General features: G+C 55.3%; 16 protein-coding genes. 5 read left to right on the top strand and 11 right to left on the bottom strand.

Features of this window, described 5'->3' with window-relative positions:
• Positions 1–261 (top strand): hypothetical protein (locus AC2T6E_RS22145; RefSeq protein WP_486693244.1); only part of this gene is annotated, 261 nt, incomplete at its 5' end.
• A gap of 70 nt (positions 262–331) precedes the next feature.
• Here the strand turns inward: AC2T6E_RS22145 and hemG are convergent.
• From hemG to pepQ, 4 genes are read right to left on the bottom strand one after another with little or no spacing between them, the layout of a single operon-like run.
• Positions 332–877: a menaquinone-dependent protoporphyrinogen IX dehydrogenase gene (gene hemG, locus AC2T6E_RS22140; RefSeq protein WP_010436783.1), complete on the bottom strand. Its 546-nt coding sequence runs from the start codon at positions 875–877 to the stop codon at positions 332–334.
• 10 nt (positions 878–887) lie between these two features.
• Positions 888–2,339 (bottom strand): Trk system potassium transporter TrkH, encoded by a 1,452-nt coding sequence (trkH, locus tag AC2T6E_RS22135; protein WP_010436781.1) that lies wholly within the window; start codon positions 2,337–2,339, stop codon positions 888–890.
• Between the two features lie 41 nt (positions 2,340–2,380).
• Positions 2,381–2,995: an IMPACT family protein gene (locus tag AC2T6E_RS22130; RefSeq protein WP_108418144.1), complete on the bottom strand. Its 615-nt coding sequence runs from the start codon at positions 2,993–2,995 to the stop codon at positions 2,381–2,383.
• The gene (pepQ, locus tag AC2T6E_RS22125; RefSeq protein ID WP_089599656.1) at positions 2,995–4,326 is read right to left on the bottom strand and encodes a Xaa-Pro dipeptidase; all 1,332 of its coding nucleotides are present in this window, start codon (positions 4,324–4,326) and stop codon (positions 2,995–2,997) included. The genes AC2T6E_RS22130 and pepQ overlap by 1 nt, the downstream gene beginning before the upstream one ends.
• A 190-nt stretch (positions 4,327–4,516) precedes the next feature.
• Here pepQ and fadB point away from each other — a divergent pair, with 190 nt between their 5' ends.
• Both fadB and fadA read left to right on the top strand, forming a co-directional pair.
• The gene (fadB, locus tag AC2T6E_RS22120) at positions 4,517–6,706 is read left to right on the top strand and encodes a fatty acid oxidation complex subunit alpha FadB (protein ID WP_126817171.1); all 2,190 of its coding nucleotides are present in this window, start codon (positions 4,517–4,519) and stop codon (positions 6,704–6,706) included.
• 9 nt (positions 6,707–6,715) lie between these two features.
• Positions 6,716–7,879 carry an acetyl-CoA C-acyltransferase FadA gene (gene fadA / locus AC2T6E_RS22115; RefSeq protein WP_486693243.1) on the top strand — a complete coding sequence of 388 codons (1,164 nt, stop codon included), beginning with the start codon at positions 6,716–6,718 and terminating at the stop codon, positions 7,877–7,879.
• Between the two features lie 80 nt (positions 7,880–7,959).
• On the opposite strand, the gene glyS is transcribed toward fadA, so the two are convergent.
• The 3 genes from glyS to AC2T6E_RS22100 all read right to left on the bottom strand — a co-directional run bounded on the left by glyS (position 7,960) and on the right by AC2T6E_RS22100 (position 11,416).
• Positions 7,960–10,029, bottom strand: coding sequence for a glycine--tRNA ligase subunit beta (gene glyS / locus AC2T6E_RS22110; protein WP_089599660.1), 2,070 nt, complete (start codon positions 10,027–10,029; stop codon positions 7,960–7,962).
• Between the two features lie 9 nt (positions 10,030–10,038).
• A complete protein-coding gene (gene glyQ / locus AC2T6E_RS22105) occupies positions 10,039–10,950 on the bottom strand; it encodes a glycine--tRNA ligase subunit alpha (RefSeq protein WP_247825621.1) in 912 nt (303 codons plus the stop codon).
• Positions 10,951–11,110: 160 nt separating this feature from the next.
• Entirely contained in the window at positions 11,111–11,416 is a 306-nt protein-coding gene (locus tag AC2T6E_RS22100; RefSeq protein ID WP_126817165.1) for a YsaB family lipoprotein, read from the bottom strand.
• Positions 11,417–11,599: 183 nt separating this feature from the next.
• On the opposite strand from AC2T6E_RS22100, the gene AC2T6E_RS22095 reads away from it, so the two are divergent.
• Positions 11,600–12,595 (top strand): acyltransferase, encoded by a 996-nt coding sequence (locus tag AC2T6E_RS22095; protein WP_486693242.1) that lies wholly within the window; start codon positions 11,600–11,602, stop codon positions 12,593–12,595.
• Here AC2T6E_RS22095 and AC2T6E_RS22090 read toward each other — a convergent pair.
• From AC2T6E_RS22090 to xylA, 4 genes are all read right to left on the bottom strand, one after another.
• Positions 12,588–13,508 (bottom strand): GlxA family transcriptional regulator, encoded by a 921-nt coding sequence (locus tag AC2T6E_RS22090; protein ID WP_108418140.1) that lies wholly within the window; start codon positions 13,506–13,508, stop codon positions 12,588–12,590. The two genes, AC2T6E_RS22095 and AC2T6E_RS22090, sit on opposite strands and share 8 nt — an antisense overlap.
• Positions 13,508–14,047, bottom strand: a complete 540-nt coding sequence (locus AC2T6E_RS22085; protein WP_460213115.1) for an isochorismatase family protein — start codon at positions 14,045–14,047, stop codon at positions 13,508–13,510. The genes AC2T6E_RS22090 and AC2T6E_RS22085 overlap by 1 nt, the downstream gene beginning before the upstream one ends.
• Positions 14,048–14,149: 102 nt before the next feature.
• Entirely contained in the window at positions 14,150–15,604 is a 1,455-nt protein-coding gene (xylB, locus tag AC2T6E_RS22080) for a xylulokinase (RefSeq protein ID WP_486693241.1), read from the bottom strand.
• A gap of 60 nt (positions 15,605–15,664) precedes the next feature.
• Positions 15,665–16,987 (bottom strand): xylose isomerase, encoded by a 1,323-nt coding sequence (gene xylA, locus AC2T6E_RS22075; RefSeq protein WP_089599718.1) that lies wholly within the window; start codon positions 16,985–16,987, stop codon positions 15,665–15,667.
• A gap of 370 nt (positions 16,988–17,357) precedes the next feature.
• Between xylA and xylF the strand changes: the two genes are divergently transcribed.
• On the top strand, positions 17,358–18,350 hold the full coding sequence (gene xylF, locus AC2T6E_RS22070) for a D-xylose ABC transporter substrate-binding protein (protein ID WP_108418137.1): 993 nt from the start codon (positions 17,358–17,360) through the stop codon (positions 18,348–18,350).
• Positions 18,351–18,415: the final 65 nt, after the last annotated feature.

Genomic DNA, 18,415 nt, shown 5'->3' with positions numbered 1-18,415 from the left:
CTTCGTAATGAATTACGTATGTTCACTCAGAGACTTGGTATTCATTTATTGTCCGAAGACATTAAGAATCCATGTCACTTTGAGTGCCCACACAGATTGTCTGATAAATTGTTAAAGAGCAGTGCCGCTTCGCTTTTCGCAGCGGCGCGGGGTGTGCATATTACGCTTTCCCGCTTCAGAGTCAAGCGTTTATTTTCGCTTTTCTCTGCTGACCCGGCGGCGTGTATGCCGTTGTTCCGTGTCAGTGGAGGCGCATTATAGGGAGTTATTCTGAAGTGACAAGCACAAAATACAAAAAACTTTTCGTTCGCTCACTTTTCAAACTTAACGCTTATTTAAGTCGCGAATCGCCCGTTATATGCGCGATTTCCCGCGCAAAACTGGCAACCTGCGACCAGTCGGTGTACACCACTTCTTTATGCGTATCGGTTTCACCGCCCGTCATCTTCATAATCAAGCGGATCATAAAGCGGTCATACCAGCGGTAGCGCGGATAGCGCAGCGCCCCGGCAAAGACCGCGCAAAGTGTTGGCTGCCACGGAGAATGAAGTAAAAACTTGCGCGTATAGCTGTTAGTTTGCGGCGTGCGCTTTTCTGCTTTACGGGCAACCAGATTGACCGAGTAGAAGGCACTGGGCAGCTTATTGAGCACGTCCTTATGTTTCTTCACAAAACGATCCAGCGCGGGATGGAAATGCCCGTAACGAATAGACGCCCCAATCACCACACGATCGTACTCCTGCCACGCGATGTGTTCCGCACGGTTCAGGTTCACTACATCCGCGTAAATGCCCAGCTCTTTTAATTCAGAAGCCAGATAAGCGGCAATCTCGCGCGTTTGTCCGTCTCGCGTAGAGAAAAGAACTAATGTTTTCATTAATGACTCCTTACTCGCGCCAGAATGTTGGGGTAAACAGCACCAGCAGCGTAAAGACCTCAAGACGCCCAAACAGCATGTTAGCGATAAGGATCCACTTCGCCACCGGGTTCATACTGGCAAAGTTATCCGCCACCACGCCCAGCCCGGGACCGAGGTTATTAAGCGTCGCCACAACAGAGGCGAATGCGGAGAAATCATCCACGCCGGTAGCAATAATAGCCAGCATACTGACGATAAAGACCAGCGCATAAGCAGAGAAGAAACCCCACACCGCTTCGAGAATACGTTCCGGCAGCGCACGATTCCCCAGCTTGATGCTATAAACCGCATTCGGGTGAACCAGACGCTTCAGCTCGCGGTTGCCCTGTTTGAACAGCAGCAGTATACGAATGACCTTCAGGCCACCGCCCGTAGACCCCGCACAGCCCCCGATAAAGGCCGAGCAAAGCAAAAGCACCGGCAGGAACAGCGGCCAGCGCGCAATGCTGTCCGTGGTAAAGCCCGCCGTTGTCGCCATCGACACCACCTGGAAAAAGGCCTGGTTTAGCGTGGTCATGGCCGAGTTATAAACATCGTGGAACCAAAGCACCAGCGTACAGATGATCACCAGCGTCAACTGGACGCCAATAAACATGCGGAACTCCGGATCGCGCCAGTACACCTTCAGGCTGCGCCCACTCAGTAAAGAGAAGTGCAGACCGTAGTTACAACCGGAGATCAGCAGGAAGATAGCAATAATAGTGTTAATCGTCGGGCTGTCGAAGTAGCCCACGCTGGCATCGTGCGTGGAGAACCCACCGATAGCGATAGTCGCAAAGCTGTGCCCGATGGCATCGAAAGCGGGCATTCCGGCAAACCACAGCGCCAGGGCGCAGGCGACCGTCAACAAGACATAGATCAGCCACAGGGTTTTTGCCGTCTCCGCAATACGCGGACGCATTTTGTTATCTTTTAGCGGGCCGGGCATTTCAGCCCGATAAAGCTGCATCCCACCGACGCCCAGAATGGGCAGGATAGCCACCGCCAGAACGATGATCCCCATACCGCCGAACCACTGCAGCATCTGGCGATAAAAGAGAATGGCATGCGGGAGAGAATCCAGCCCCACCAGCGTCGTCGCTCCGGTAGTTGTTAAACCAGAGAACGATTCAAAGAATGCATCCGTGATACTCAGATTGGGCTGTTCAGAGAAGATAAACGGGAGCGAACCGACGCTTCCCAGCACCGTCCAGAACAGCACGACGATCAGAAACCCTTCCCGAGATTTCAGCTCGCCTTTCTCACGACGGTTTGGCCACCAGAGCAGCGAGCCAATCGCCAATGCGACAAAAAAGGTCTGGGTAAACGCACGCCCCGCGCCGTCCCGGTAGATAAGTGCCACCAGTCCTGGGAGAATCATCGTCCCGGAAAAGAGTATGACCAGCAGTCCAACGATTCGGGTTATGGCACGAAAATGCATCTCTGCCGCTTCCTTTGGTATTCAAAAAAGTGAGGTGGGGATTATTCTTCAATCGGCAGCAATTGCAACGAACCACGACTAAAATCAGCGAGTTTTGCTGAAAAAGAGGCCAGTTCCGCCTGAGGAAGCGCCACGCGTAATTGCACCATCGCCTGGTAATCGCTGTGCGCAATCACACCGTTAACGTGCTTCAGTAACGCTTCAATGCCCGAAAGCTGCGAGTACTCGCATACCAGAGTATATTCGGTAAGTGGCGTTTTGCGGGTGGTTATCAGCAGATTAAGTGCCTGCTGGACACCCCCACCGTAGGCTTTAACCAGCCCACCCGTACCTAACAAAATGCCGCCGTAGTAGCGAACCACTACGGCGGTGATCTCGCCCACGCCGCTGCCCATCAGCTGCGAAAGCATAGGTTTACCGGCCGTGCCAGCCGGTTCACCGTCGTCAGAAAACCCCAACTGTTGCGAATCGTCCGGCGGTCCTGCCACCCACGCCACGCAGTGGTGGCGTGCATCAGGATGCTCCGCGCGAACGGACTCGACAAACGCCTTTGCCGCCTCTACGCCGTCGGTGTGCGCCAGCAGCGTAATAAAGCGGCTTTTCTTGATTTCCTCAACAAAGGTGACCGGTTCAGCCGGTATCAGCCAGCTTTCCATCAGGCCAGCTTCAGGTCTCGCGTCATGTTCTCGACACCGTTCTCATGAATAACCACGTTATCTTCGATACGAATGCCGCCAAACGGTTTCAACGCGTCAATTTTTTCCCAGTTGAAGTGCTTGCTGAACTGACCTTCACGCCACGGCGCCAGCAGGGATTCAATAAAGTAGATCCCCGGCTCGATGGTCAAGACCATGCGCGGCTCAAGAATACGGGTGCAACGCAGGTAAGGATATTTAGACGGTGCCGCCAGGTGCGTGCCGGTATCATCCTGCATGAAGCCCGCAACGTCGTGAACCTGCAGGCCCAGCGGGTGACCGATACCGTGCGGCATAAATGGCCCGGTCAGATCGTTTTCGACCATCGCCTCTTCGCTCATGTCTTTCACAATCTGATGCTTACGCAGCAGTTTAGCGATGCGTTGATGGAACTGGATGTGATAATCCACATAGCTGGTTCCGGCCTTCATGGTGCCAATCAGCGCCAGCTGTTCATCGTTCACGTCTTTAATCAGCTGCGCGAAATCGGTATCCCCATTCGCCGCCCAGGTACGGGTCAGATCGGCCGCGTAGCCGTTATACTCTGCCCCTGCGTCCAGCAGGAAGCTGCGCATTTCCGACGGAACCTGGTGATCCAGTTTGGTGTAGTGAAGTACAGACGCATGCTCGTTCAGCGCGACGATGTTGCTGTACGGTACGTCGGTGTCGCGGTGACCGGTTGCGGTCAGGTAGGCAAGATTGATATCGAACTCGCTCATACCGGACTGGAACGCTTCGTGCGCGGCACGGTGGCCATTCACCGCCGTTTTTTGCGCTTCACGCATACAGTAAAGTTCGTAGTCGGTTTTATACGCGCGGTAATAGTGGAGATAATCCAGCACCCCTTTCGGATTGAGTTTATCCGCCGGAATATCCAGACCCAGCGCACGCTCTGGAACAGGGCCAATATAGCCGATGTTGCCGCGCGCCGCAGGCAGCTGGCTGCCAATACCGTCCGCTTTTGGCAGGGCAATCACATCAATTTCTTCGGTCCAGAAAGAAGTCGGCAGCGGTTCCACGTTGTGCCAGTAATCCACCGGCAGATAGAACCACAGTTTCGGCTTGTTCACGCCATCCACCAGCAGCCAGCAATTTGGCACCTGTGTCACCGGCACCCAGGCTTTAAACTGCGGGTTGACCTTAAACGGATAAGCATGGTCATCAAGAAACGTGTTCATCAGCTCGCCGGAGTGGATTAGCAGGGCATCCAGCTTGAAGCGCGCCAGTACATCGCGGGTACGTTCCTGTAGGGTAACGATATGATTTTTATAAAGCGAAGCCAGTGAGTCCATCATTCTTCCTTTCGTTTTTTTGACCTCAAGTCATCGCATCTTAGCACACCTCACTCCGGCTGCGTGATTTCCACCGACCGTGATCAATGCAGCAATTTCTTAATGAGAAATTTGCATTTTATTAACATAAATTCCACACTCCGTCTCATCTGGTATGACCAGATCCACTTGCTGGATTCAGGAGACTGACATGCTTTACAAAGGCGACACCCTGTACCTCAACTGGCTGGAAGATGGCATTGCCGAACTGGTGTTCGATGCCCCCGGCTCAGTGAATAAGCTTGATACCGCGACGGTGGCCAGTCTTGGCCAGGCGCTGGATGTTCTTGAAAAACAACCTGAATTAAAAGGGCTGCTGCTGCGTTCGAACAAAGCGGCCTTTATTGTCGGTGCCGATATCACCGAATTTCTCTCGCTTTTCCTGGTGCCTGAAGAACAGCTGAGCCAGTGGCTACACTTTGCCAACAGCGTCTTTAATCGTCTGGAAGATCTGCCTGTCCCAACGATCTCCGCCGTGAACGGCTACGCGCTGGGCGGCGGCTGTGAATGTGTATTAGCCACCGATTACCGTCTCGCCACGCCGGATCTGCGCATCGGCCTGCCGGAAACCAAGCTGGGCATCATGCCGGGCTTTGGCGGTTCCGTGCGTATGCCGCGCATGCTGGGTGCCGACAGCGCGCTGGAGATCATTGCCGCGGGTAAAGATGTCGGCGCAGAACAGGCGCAGAAAATCGGCCTGGTGGACGGCGTGGTTAAGCCTGAAAAACTGATTGAGGGTGCTATTGCCATCCTGCGTCAGGCGATCAATGGCGATCTCGACTGGAAAGCCAAACGCCAGCCGAAGCTGGAGCCGTTAAAGCTCAGCAAAATTGAAGCCACCATGAGCTTCACCATCGCCAAAGGCATGGTGATGCAGACGGCGGGCAAACACTACCCGGCGCCGATCACGGCGGTGAAAACCATTGAAGCCGCGGCCCGCTTTGGTCGCGACGAAGCCCTGAAGCTCGAAAATCAGAGCTTTGTCCCGCTGGCGCACACCAATGAAGCTCGCGCGCTGGTCGGTATCTTCCTTAACGATCAGTTCGTGAAAGGTAAAGCCAAACAACTGACCAAAAACGTTGAGACGCCAAAACACGCGGCGGTGCTCGGTGCAGGCATTATGGGTGGCGGCATCGCTTACCAGTCGGCATGGAAAGGCGTGCCGGTGGTGATGAAGGACATCAACGAGAAATCCCTGACGCTCGGCATGACCGAAGCGGCCAAGCTGTTGAATAAACAGCTGGAGCGCGGAAAAATTGACGGGCTGAAGCTCGCAGGCGTGATCGCCACCATTCAGCCGGTGCTGGAGTACAGCGGTTTTGACCGTGTGGACGTGGTGGTTGAAGCGGTCGTTGAGAATCCGAAAGTCAAAAAAGCGGTGCTGGCCGAAACGGAAGACAAGGTTCGTCCAGGCACCGTGCTGGCCTCTAACACCTCCACTATTCCGATTGGCGAACTGGCGAGCGTGCTGAAGCGCCCGGAAAACTTCTGCGGCATGCACTTCTTCAACCCGGTACACCGTATGCCGCTGGTCGAAGTGATCCGTGGGGAAAAAACCTCTGACGAAACCATCGCCAAAGTGGTGGCGTGGGCAAGCAAGATGGGCAAAACCCCGATCGTGGTGAATGACTGTCCGGGCTTCTTCGTTAACCGCGTACTGTTCCCGTACTTTGCAGGCTTCAGCCAGCTGCTGCGCGACGGAGCGGACTTCCGCAAAATCGACAAAGTGATGGAAAAACAGTTCGGCTGGCCGATGGGCCCGGCGTATCTGTTGGACGTGGTCGGCATTGATACCGCCCATCACGCGCAGGCGGTGATGGCGGCAGGCTTCCCGCAGCGCATGCAGAAAGACTATCGCGACGCCATTGACGCACTGTTTGACGCCAACCGCTTCGGTCAGAAAAACGGCCTGGGCTTCTGGCGCTATAAAGAAGACAGCAAAGGCAAACCGAAGAAAGAAGAAGATGCCGTGGTGGACGGCCTGCTGGCCGATGTAAGCCAGCCGAAACGCGACTTCACCGACGATGAGATTATCGCCCGCATGATGATCCCGATGATCAACGAAGTGGTGCGTTGCCTGGAAGAAGGCATCATCGCCAGCCCGGCAGAAGCGGATATGGCGCTGGTGTACGGCCTTGGCTTCCCTCCGTTCCACGGCGGCGCGTTCCGCTGGCTGGATACGCTCGGCAGCGCCCGCTATCTCGATATGGTTCAGCAGTACCAGCACCTTGGCCCGCTTTATGAGGTGCCGGAAGGTCTGCGTAACAAAGCGCGCCATAACGAACCCTACTATCCAGCAGTTGAGCCAGCCCGTCCGGTTGGCGAGCTGAAAACGGCTTAAGGAGTCACAATGGAAAAGGTTGTCATTGTTGATGCGATTCGCACCCCGATGGGCCGTTCAAAAGGCGGCGCGTTCCGTAACGTGCGTGCGGAAGATCTCTCCGCGCACCTGATGCGTAGCCTGCTGGCGCGTAACCCGGCGCTGGACCCAACAGCGCTGGACGATATCTACTGGGGCTGCGTGCAGCAGACCCTGGAGCAGGGCTTCAACATCGCCCGTAACGCGTCTCTGCTGGCGGAGATCCCGCACTCGGTTCCGGCGGTCACCGTCAACCGTCTGTGTGGTTCGTCCATGCAGGCGTTGCACGATGCGGCGCGCATGATCATGACCGGCGATGCGCAGGCCTGTCTTGTGGGCGGCGTTGAGCACATGGGCCACGTGCCGATGAGCCACGGGGTTGATTTCCACCCGGGCATGAGTCGTAACGTGGCGAAAGCCGCGGGGATGATGGGCCTGACCGCCGAGATGCTCTCCCGCCTCCATGGTATCAGCCGTGAAATGCAGGATGCCTTTGCCGCGCGCTCTCACGCTCGCGCCTGGGCCGCCACGCAGTCCGGTGCCTTTCAGAATGAGATCATCCCAACCGGCGGTCACGAAGCAGACGGCGTACTGAAGCAGTTCAGCTACGACGAAGTCATCCGCCCGGAAACCACGGTCGAAGCGCTGTCTACCCTGCGCCCGGCATTTGATCCGGTCACCGGCACGGTAACGGCGGGAACGTCGTCCGCACTGTCCGACGGTGCCGCCGCGATGCTGGTGATGAGCGAAAGCCGCGCCCGCGAACTAGGCCTGACGCCACGCGCTCGCGTGCGTTCGATGGCGGTCGTCGGCTGCGATCCTTCCATCATGGGTTACGGCCCGGTTCCGGCCTCGAAGCTGGCACTGAAAAAAGCGGGCTTAACCGCCAGCGACATCGATCTGTTCGAGATGAACGAAGCCTTCGCCGCGCAGATCCTGCCGTGCATTAAAGATCTGGGGCTGATGGATCAGATCGACGAGAAGATTAACCTCAACGGCGGCGCGATCGCCCTCGGTCACCCGCTGGGCTGTTCCGGCGCGCGCATCAGCACGACGCTTATCAACCTGATGGAACGCAAAGATGCTCAGTTTGGTCTGGCAACAATGTGTATCGGGTTGGGTCAGGGTATCGCGACGGTATTTGAGAGAGTGTAATAAAAAAGCCGGGCTGCTTTTGCAGCCCGGCATGAGTTTAGTTGCCGTTCTTCCCGCCTGTCAGGGGCGGGTTTTTTGCATTACTGCAGCAGCGAAATATCCGCCACGCGCAGGAACAGCTCGCGCAGTTTCTCGAGCATCGAGAGACGGTTAATACGCAGATCTTTATCTTCCACGTTCACCATCACTTTCTCGAAGAAGGCGTCGATAACGTCACGCAGCTCCGCCAGCTCCACCAGCGCTTCCTGGTAGCGACCTTCCGCGAAGTACGGCTCGAGCTTGTCGCGCAGCACCACAACCTGCATCGCCAGGGCAATCTCTTCCGGCTCTTTCAGGGTTGCAGCGTTAACACGCTCGTTCAGCGTCTCGTCGGATTTTGCGAGGATGTTGGATACACGCTTGTTGGCCGCTGCCAGGGCTGATGCCGCTTCCAGGGTACGGAAATGGGAAACCGCCTTCATACGCGCATCGAAGTCAGCCGGACGGGTCGGACGACGCGCCAGCACCGCCTGAATGGTGTCAACGGTGTAGCCTTCGTCCTGATACCAGGCGCGGAAACGGCCGAGCATGAAGTCGATGACGTCATCCACCACTTTGGCGTTGGTCAGCTTGTCGCCGTACAGACGCACCGCTTCTTCGGTCAGGGTCTGCAGATCGAGGTTCAGGTTCTTCTCAACGATGATACGCAGCACGCCCAGCGCGGCACGACGCAGCGCAAACGGGTCTTTGTCGCCTTTTGGATGCTGGCCAATACCAAAGATACCCGCCAGGGTGTCCATCTTATCGGCAATCGCCACGGCGCAGGCAACCGGGTTGGACGGCAGGTCATCACCCGCAAAGCGCGGCTGATACTGCTCGTTCAGGGCCACGGCCACATCTTCCGCTTCGCCATCATGACGCGCGTAGTGCATGCCCATCACGCCCTGGGTGTCGGTAAATTCGAACACCATGTTGGTCATCAGGTCGCACTTGGACAGCAGGCCCGCACGGGTAGCGTGGTTGACGTCGGCACCGATTTCACGGGCGATCCAGCCGGACAGCTCCGCAATGCGGTCGGTTTTGTCGCGCAGCGTACCCAGCTGCTGCTGGAACAGCACGGTCTGCAGGCGCGGCAGGTTATCTTCCAGACGCTTTTTACGGTCGGTGTTGAAGAAGAACTCCGCATCCGCCAGACGTGGGCGCACCACTTTCTCGTTACCGGAGATAATCTGGATCGGATCTTTCGATTCGATGTTCGCCACGAAGATGAAGTTTGGCAGCAGCTTGCCGTCGTTGGCGTATACCGGGAAGTACTTCTGGTCACCCTTCATGGTGTAGACCAGCGCTTCAGCCGGAACGGCCAGGAATTTCTCTTCGAACTTCGCGGTCAGCACAACTGGCCATTCCACCAGAGAGGTCACTTCTTCCAGCAGGCTTTCGCTCAGGTCAGCGTTACCGCCAATCTGGCGTGCCGCTTCTTCCGCGTCCGCTTTGATTTTGGCTTTACGCTGTTCGTAGTCGGCAATGACTTTACCGCGCTCCAGCAGGATCTGCGGGTACTGGTCGGCATTGTCGATGGTGAACTCCGGCTCGCCCATAAAGCGGTGGCCGCGGATCACGCGATCGGACGCCACGCCCAGGATAGTGGCAGGAATAACGGCATCGCCCAGCAGCAGGGTCACGGTGTGAACCGGACGCACGAAGTGCACGTCGGACGCGCCCCAGCGCATCAGCTTAGGAATTGGCAACTTAGCCAGTGAGGTCGCGATCATGTCCGGCAGCAGCGCTTCCGCGCTTTCGCCCTTCACATGTGCACGATACAGCAGCCACTCGCCTTTGTCGGTGGTCAGACGCTCGGCCTGGTCAACGGTGATGCCGCAACCACGCGCCCAACCTTCTGCCGCTTTGCTCGGTTTGCCTTCCGCGTCGAACGCCTGAGCAATGGCCGGGCCACGTTTTTCCACTTCACGATCCGGCTGAGACGCCGCCAGATTTGCTACTTTCAGCGCCAGACGGCGCGGTGCAGCAAACCATTCAATTTTACCGTGTGCCAGGCCAGCGTTATCCAGCTCGGCGGTCACGTTCGCAGCAAAAGATTCAGCCAGGCTGCGCAGGGCTTTTGGTGGCAGCTCTTCGGTGCCGATTTCCACCAGGAAAGTTTTTTCAGACATGGCCGCCTCTTATTTGTTTCGGTTGCACATCGGGAAGCCAAGGGCTTCACGGGACGCATAGTAAGCTTCTGCAACGGCTTTGGTCAGGGTACGAATACGCAGAATGTAGCGCTGACGTTCAGTCACGGAGATGGCTTTGCGGGCGTCCAGCAGGTTGAAGCTGTGGGCGGCCTTCAGAATACGCTCGTAGGCAGGCAGCGGCAGCGGAGTCTCCAGCGCCAGCAGCAGCTGCGCTTCTTTCTCGTACTGCTCGAAGCAGGTGAACAGGAAGTCCACGTCCGCGTATTCGAAGTTATAGGTGGATTGCTCCACTTCGTTCTGATGGAACACGTCGCCGTAGGTGGTTTTACCCAGCGGGCCGTCGCTCCAGACCAGGTCGTAAACGCTGTCTACGCCCTGAATGTACATGGCCAGACGTTCCAGACCGTAGGTGATTTCACCGGTGATTGGTTTACATTCCAGACCGCCAACCTGCTGGAAGTAAGTGAACTGCGTCACTTCCATGCCGTTCAGCCACACTTCCCAGCCCAGCCCCCAGGCACCCAGCGTTGGGTTTTCCCAGTTATCTTCCACGAAACGAATGTCGTGAATGGTCGGGTCCATACCCAGTTCTTTCAGCGACCCGAGGTACAGTTCCTGAATGTTGTCTGGTGATGGCTTAATCACCACCTGGAACTGATAGTAGTGCTGCAGACGGTTCGGGTTTTCGCCGTAACGGCCATCGGTAGGACGACGGGAAGGCTGCACATACGCGGTCGCCATTGGCTCCGGCCCCAACGCGCGTAAGCTGGTCATTGGGTGCGAGGTGCCTGCGCCAACTTCCATGTCCAAAGGTTGAACAATGGTGCAGCCCTGACGAGCCCAGTAATCCTGTAAGGTCAGGATCAGGCCCTGGAAGGTCTTGGTATCAAACTTTTGCATAGTATTTCGTGCTGGATACGTGTGGTTTTAAATGGAAGGGATCAGTATACCCGCTGGCTGCAAGATATACAGTACGAAACGGGGTTGTTTAAGATAAATTGGGGAATAAGGCGCGCAGCCAGAACGCCAGGGCATTGTGGCTGCTGATTATACGAGCAGATTAGCGCATCGAGAGATGTAAAAACTGACCGTCCGCGTCAAAAGAACAGACAAAGCCTTCTTTACGCGCAGTATAGCCTTTTAGCTCATAGCTCCCCTGAAAGCGCTCAAATCCGTTAACCGTAATTTTCTGCACCTCGGAATTATAGCGACGAGCCGCCTGGTCTTTGCAGAGCTGCTCCATATTCAGCGAACGTTCAGGGGTGATTTTCCCCTGCTGTGCTTTTTGTTCAGGCACGTCCTGCGAGGCGCTGCACCCCGCCAGTATGAGTAGCAGAAAGAGTGACGCCACACGCTTCATCATCATTTTTATTACCGCCCTGGTCAGTGGCTGTTATTTTTAATATCAACGCTTTTATAGATTATGGTGCGTCATTCTGCGAATCTCGCGCTCCTCGTACAAGTTACGCGAGTTAAACTCAGAATTTTCCAAGGGAAGACTTTACCCTAATCGCAGTCACACTCTATTTACAGGGAATAAGAGGAACTGATGTCGTCAAAAATTAACTGGATTGATAACCTGCGAGGAATAGCCTGTCTGATGGTGGTGATGATCCACACGACGACCTGGTACGTCACGAACGCGCACAGCATCAGCCACGTTAACTGGGATATCGCTAATATACTTAACTCTGCTTCCCGCGTGAGCGTGCCGCTGTTCTTTATGATTTCCGGCTTTCTCTTTTTTGGCGAACGCAGTGCGCAACCGAGGCATTTTATCCGCATCGCGTCATGCCTGGGTTTCTACAGCGCCGTTGCGCTGCTCTATATCACGCTTTTCACCTCAATTAACGCCGAACTTTCGCTGAAAAACGTGCTGCAAAAACCGATCTTCTATCACCTGTGGTTCTTCTTCGCCATTATCGTTATCTACCTGGTTTCCCCGCTGATACAGGTGAAGAACGTCAGCGGGAAAATGCTCCTGGCCCTGATGGTGGTGATTGGCGTGGTGGCAAACCCCAATACCGTCTCGCAGAAAATTGACGGATTTGAGTGGTTGCCGGTGAACCTCTATATCAACGGCGATACCTTCTACTACGTGCTTTACGGCATGCTGGGGCGCGCCATTGGCATGATGGATACACAAAAACGAAGTATGAACTGGCTTTGTGGCGCGCTATTTATCATCGGTGTGATCGTGATTTCGCGCGGTACGCTTTATGAGCTGAAGTGGCGCGGGAATTTTGCCGATACCTGGTATCTGTACTGCGGCCCGATGGTCTTTATCTGCGCCGTCTCCCTGCTGATACTCGTCAAAAATAAGCTGAATGAACGCCCGCTTCCCGTGGTGGGATTGATTTCGCGCCACTCGCTGGGGATTTATGGTTTTCACGCGCTGGTGATCCACGCTCTTCGCACGCGTGGGATTGAGCTCAAAAACTGGCCGCTGCTGGATATTATCTGGATTTTTGCCGCCACGCTGGTCGTGAGCTTATTGCTGTCGATGCTGTTGCAAAAAATAGATACCCGTCGCTTCGTTAGTTAGCGATTCGCTGCCGGGCACGGTGGAACTGGCGCGGGGAGGAAAACCCTGCCGCCAGCGACGCCTGCTCCACCCCACGCCCCTGCAACAACCACTGTTCGGCCACGGCCAGACGCAATTGCTCAAGGTAATCCCGAACGCTTATACCTAAATGTTCCTGAAAAAGTCGGGTCAGATGGCGTGGGCTGACGTGCGCCTGCGCGGCGATATCCGGTATCTGCCACGCTTTTTGCGGCTCAGCGGTAAGGGCGTCCTGCGCGCGGTGGATCGCCGGGTGAAGATGATTGCGGTAGCGTAACCAGGGTGAAAGCTGCGGATCGTCCCCTGAGCGGCGGAACCAGACCACCATCTCACGCGCGACGGCCAGGGCTTTTTCTGGCCCACAAAGGCGGTTAATCATATGCAGCGCCAGATCGATACCCGACGTGATCCCTGCGCTGGTCCAGATATTCTCATCCTGCACGAAAATCCGGTTTTCTTTAATCGTCGCCGTGGGGGCTGCAGCGCGTAAGCGGCTAATGACGTCATGATGCGTGGTGCACTGCCGGTTATTCAACAAGCCCGACTTTGCCGCCAGCAACGCGCCAGAACAGACGCACATCACGGCGATGTCCTGGCGCTGGATTTGCGGCTGCAGGCGCATCAGCCAGTGCTGAATCTGCTGCGCCAGAGGGGTTGAGAACTGGACGTGGGAGTCGCTGACTCCCGGTAGCACAAGCAAACTCCCTTCTGGCAGACGTTCCGGCAGCGGCTGAATGCCGCTCATCGTCAGGCCAATCGACGTCTGAACGTCAGGCTGCGGGCCAATGTAATGCAGGCGAAACGCGTCGCCCGCCAGCACAAAGGTTTCTGCCGGGCCGGTCATGTCTAATGACAGCACCCCGGGCAACATAACAAACCAGACGTCGATGCTCATTACAGTGACTCCAGCGTCTCCGCTACCGTTTTAATCTCGGCAAAACGCCCGGCCAGCACCGTCTCGGTACGATGACGCAGTTCGTCAGCGCTGAGGGTAATTCCGTTGTACGTCATCGGGAACGTCAGCGTGGCCTCGCCCACAAAGGTCACAGCATAGCCCAGATCGGAGGCCACACGTGCGGTAGTTTCACAACATTGTTCAGTGCGAATGCCGCAGATAATCAGTCGGTTGATATCACGCTCGCGCAGCCAGCGGTCGAGCCCGGTGTCCGTGAAGGCATTATGGACGTGTTTCTGGAAAACCACATCCGGCTGATGACGTAAAAAGGCCATCGGTTTGACATAGCCGCTTTCCAGGGTGAAGGGACCGTCTTCATCTACATGAAAAATATCAACGACCGGAATATTTCGCGACTGGCAGCCTTCAATCAGCCCCAGCATGGCCTGTTGAAAAGCAGGAATATCGCCCTCCTGCCAGTACATGCGATGATGAAATGACTGCTGAGTATCAATATTGATTAATGCGGTGCGGGACATGATGGAACTCCTCGTCAGTGGGTATGACCTTATCCTGACGAGGAAACGCAGGCACGAACAGACCAAAAAAGGACATCGTCATGCCTCTATCAGACAATCGTTTTATGACATCAACGGCAGCAGCTGCTGGTAGATCCTACGGAACACATCACGCCTTTCCGCGTAACGCGAATGCCGTGCTGCGTCAGGAAGATGCGTTTGCTCAAGCGCCAGCTGTGGCAGCAACTGTGCGAGCGGTTTGTCAGGGTTCGCGGCTATCTGTGCCAGCCGCGCTGCGCCAAGCGCAGGCCCGACGTCGCCCCCGGTGCGATAATCAAGCTGTAGCCCGCTAATGTCAGACAGCATCTGCCGCCAGTAACTGCTGCGCGCGCCGCCGCCAATGAGCGTAATGCTTGATGGTTTCAGCCCACAATCGTGTACGACGTCCATCCCATCCGCCAGCGCATACCCGACGCCCTCCAGTACCGCACGCGCCAGTTCAGCCGGGCCATGTTGATGAGTTAAACCGAAAAACACCCCTTTCGCTTCCGGGTTATTGTGCGGCGTACGCTCGCCGGAAAGATAGGGTAAAAACCAGACGGCACCGGCATTTTCATCCGCCTGCTGCGCGGCTTCGATAAACGCAGGGACATCCGCCATTCCGGTCAGCTTCGCTGCCCAATCGAGGCAGGATGCCGCACTCAGCATCACCGACATCAAATGCCATTTCCCGGGCAGGGCATGACAGAAACTGTGGACCGCGCTTTCAGGGTTGCTGCGATAACCGTCGCTGACGGCAAAATAGACGCCGGAGGTTCCCAGCGAGAGCATCGCCTGCCCTACCTCCACCATCCCGACACCGACAGCGCCCGCCGCATTGTCGCCGCCGCCAGCTACCACCGGTACGGCAGGCATATTCCAGCGTTCAGCAATGGAGGACTGCAATGTGCCGGTGGCCTCGCTGCCTTCGAAGAGCGCAGGCATATGGTCACGAGTCAGATGGCAGGCATCCAGCATCGCCTCGCTCCAGTCGCGTTTCGCCACATCGAGCCACATCGTGCCCGCCGCGTCAGACATATCACTGGCGAAATCACCCGTCATGCGAAAACGCAGATAATCTTTCGGCAGCAGAACTTTCGCTACCTGACGGAAAATCTCAGGTTCATGGCGCTGTACCCACAAGAGTTTTGGTGCGGTGAAGCCTGGCATCATCAGGTTGCCGGTGATGTCACGAGAGGTCGGTACGCGTTCTTCAAGAAGCGCGCACTCTTCTGCACAGCGACCGTCGTTCCAGAGGATCGCTGGACGCAACACGCGGTGCTGGCTGTCCAGTAGCGTTGCGCCGTGCATTTGTCCGGCAATCCCCAGCGCTTTTACGTCACGGAGACTGTGCTGCGCGCCTAAGGCTGTGATTGCGCGATCCGTCGCCAGCCACCACTGCTCCGGGTCCTGTTCAGACCACAGCGGATGCGGACGTGAAACCTGCAGTTTTTCCGTCTGCGTGGCTAACACGTCGCCCTGTTCGCTTAACAGGATGGCTTTCACACCCGATGTGCCAAGATCGATCCCGATATACATTGTGGTGACTCCTTTGACAGAAATGCCCGGTGGCGCTGCGCTTACCGGGCCTGCATGCTGTTATTTATCGAACAGGTAATGATTGACCAGGTTTTCCAGCAGTTCCTGGTGTCCGCTCTGATGCTGCGGTGCCAGTTGATGCTGTTCAGCGTACTTCGCGATCTCACCAAGCGATAACTGGCCTTTCAAAATTTGCTGGCCCAGCTCACTGTTCCAGCCGCTATAACGCTTCGCCACGCGTTTATCCAGCTCACCGTCTTCAATCATTCGGGCGGCGATTTTCAGCGCCAGCGCCATGGTGTCCATCGCGCCAATATGACCGTAGAACAGATCGTACTTATCGGTGCTTTGGCGACGCACTTTGGCGTCAAAATTCAGACCGCCGGTGGTGAAGCCCCCCGCTTTGATGATTTCGTACATCACCAGCGCATTCTCTTCCACGCTGTTCGGGAACTGGTCGGTGTCCCAGCCTAGCTGTGCATCACCACGGTTTGCATCCACAGAACCAAAGATGCCCAGCGCAATGGCGGACGCAATTTCGTGATGGAAAGAGTGGCCCGCAAGCGTAGCGTGGTTAGCCTCAATGTTCACTTTGATCTCTTTTTCCAGACCAAATTGTTTCAGGAAGCCGTACACGGTTGCGACGTCATAATCGTACTGATGCTTGGTCGGCTCTTGCGGCTTAGGTTCAATCAGCAGCGTACCGCGGAAACCAATTTTGTGTTTATGCTCGACAACCATCTGCATAAAGCGACCAATCTGCTCACGCTCCTGGCGCAGATCGGTGTTCAGCAGGGTTTCATACCCTTCACGGCCGCCCCACAGCACATAGTTCTCGCCGCCCAACTGATGCGTGGCGTTCATCGCCGTCACCACCTGTGTGGCCGCCCAGCTGAACACTTCGGGATCCGGATTCGTTGCCGCACCCGCGCCATAGCGAGGGTTAGTAAAGCAGTTTGCCGTGCCCCACAGTAGCTTCACGCCGCTCTGCTGCTGTTTTGCCGCCAGCACGTCCACCATTTGCGCGAAGTTGTTCAGATACTCTTTCAGCGACGCGCCTTCCGGAGAGACATCCACATCGTGGAAGCAGTAGTACGGCACGTTCAGCTTGTGAAAGAATTCAAACGCGACATCCGCTTTACGCTTCGCCAGTTCGATGGCTTCGCCAGGCTGTTGCCATGGACGGTCAAAAGAACCCACACCGAACATATCGGCACCATTCCAGCAGAACGTATGCCAGTAACAGGCGGCAAAGCGCAGATGATCTTCCATGCGCTTACCCAGCACCAGCTCGTCCGGGTTGTAGTGACGAAATGCTAAAGGATTGGTCGTTTTCGTGCCTTCGTAACGAACGCGATCGAGTTGGTCGAAATAAGCTTGCATATTGAGCTCCATAATCAGGGTATGCGGCGAGTCGTAGATACAGGAGTAATAGTGAATACACATTCCGGCTTGCTCAATTACGTTATTTCACACTGCTATTGAGAGAATGCACAACTGTGCGCTGGCTCGCAAAATAATGCGCAGACAAACTATTTTTCGGTGCAGATTCCAGAATCAAATGTAATTAATAAGTTACGTATTTTAAAATCCGATCGCGGTCATAAATTCAGAAATAAACCAAATATCATAATGAGAAGATAAAAATCTGTAATTGCCAGCGGGCCTTTCCACGTTAAAAATTTGCTGCGTCTCAGCAGTGAATGTTTCTTTTATCTCAGCGACACATCCCCTACAAAAAGGCCTAATAATTATGAAGATAAAGAACCTGTCCCTTACACTCTGTACTACTCTCCTGCTTGCAAGCTTTGCCGGGCATGCCAAAGAGGTGAAAATCGGCATGGCCATTGACGACCTGCGCCTGGAGCGCTGGCAAAAAGATCGCGATATTTTTGTAAAAAAAGCAGAATCTCTCGGCGCAAGCGTGTTTGTTCAGTCGGCTAACGGCAACGAAGAAACGCAAATGTCGCAAATTGAGAATATGATCAACCGTGGCGTCGATGTTCTGGTCATTATCCCGTACAACGGCCAGGTATTAAGTAACGTGGTGAAAGAAGCCAAACAAGAAGGCATAAAAGTATTGGCCTATGACCGCATGATTAATAACGCAGACATTGATTATTATATTTCGTTCGACAACGAAAAAGTGGGTGAATTACAAGCCAAAAGCCTGGTCGATAAAGTGCCTCAAGGGAATTATTTCCTGATGGGTGGTTCGCCAGTGGATAACAACGCCAAACTGTTCCGCGAAGGGCAAATGAAAGTCCTTAAACCGTACATCGACAACGGGAAAATTAAAGTGGTTGGCGATCAGTGGGCTGATGGTTGGCTCCCTGAAAACGCGCTAAAAATCATGGAAAACGCGCTGACGGCCAACAACAACAAAATTGATGCAGTCGTGGCCTCTAACGATGCCACCGCTGGCGGCGCGATCCAGGCCCTGAGCGCCCAGGGGCTGGCTGGCAAAGTCGCTATCTCCGGACAGGATGCCGATCTCGCCGGGGTAAAACGCATCATTGCTGGCACCCAAACCATGACGGTTTACAAGCCCATCACCGAACTTGCGAATACGGCGGCTGAAATTGCCGTTGAGCTGGGTGAGGGTCAACAGCCTAAATCTGACGCGACGTTAAACAACGGACTCAAAGATGTTCCGGCTCGTCTGCTCACCCCGATTGAAGTCAATAAAGAGAATATTGACGCCACTGTCATTAAAGACGGTTTCCACAAGAAGAGTGAACTGTAATCCCGCGCTGCCCCTGCCCGGCAGGGGCGCACCGGTCTGTCCTGTTCTCCCTCAGGTCACGTGGA

The sequence above is a fragment of the Enterobacter sp. B79-1 genome (assembly GCF_057444735.1).
The sequence above is the reverse complement of the archived record's forward strand: the minus strand, read 5'-3'. Positions and strand labels throughout refer to the sequence as shown.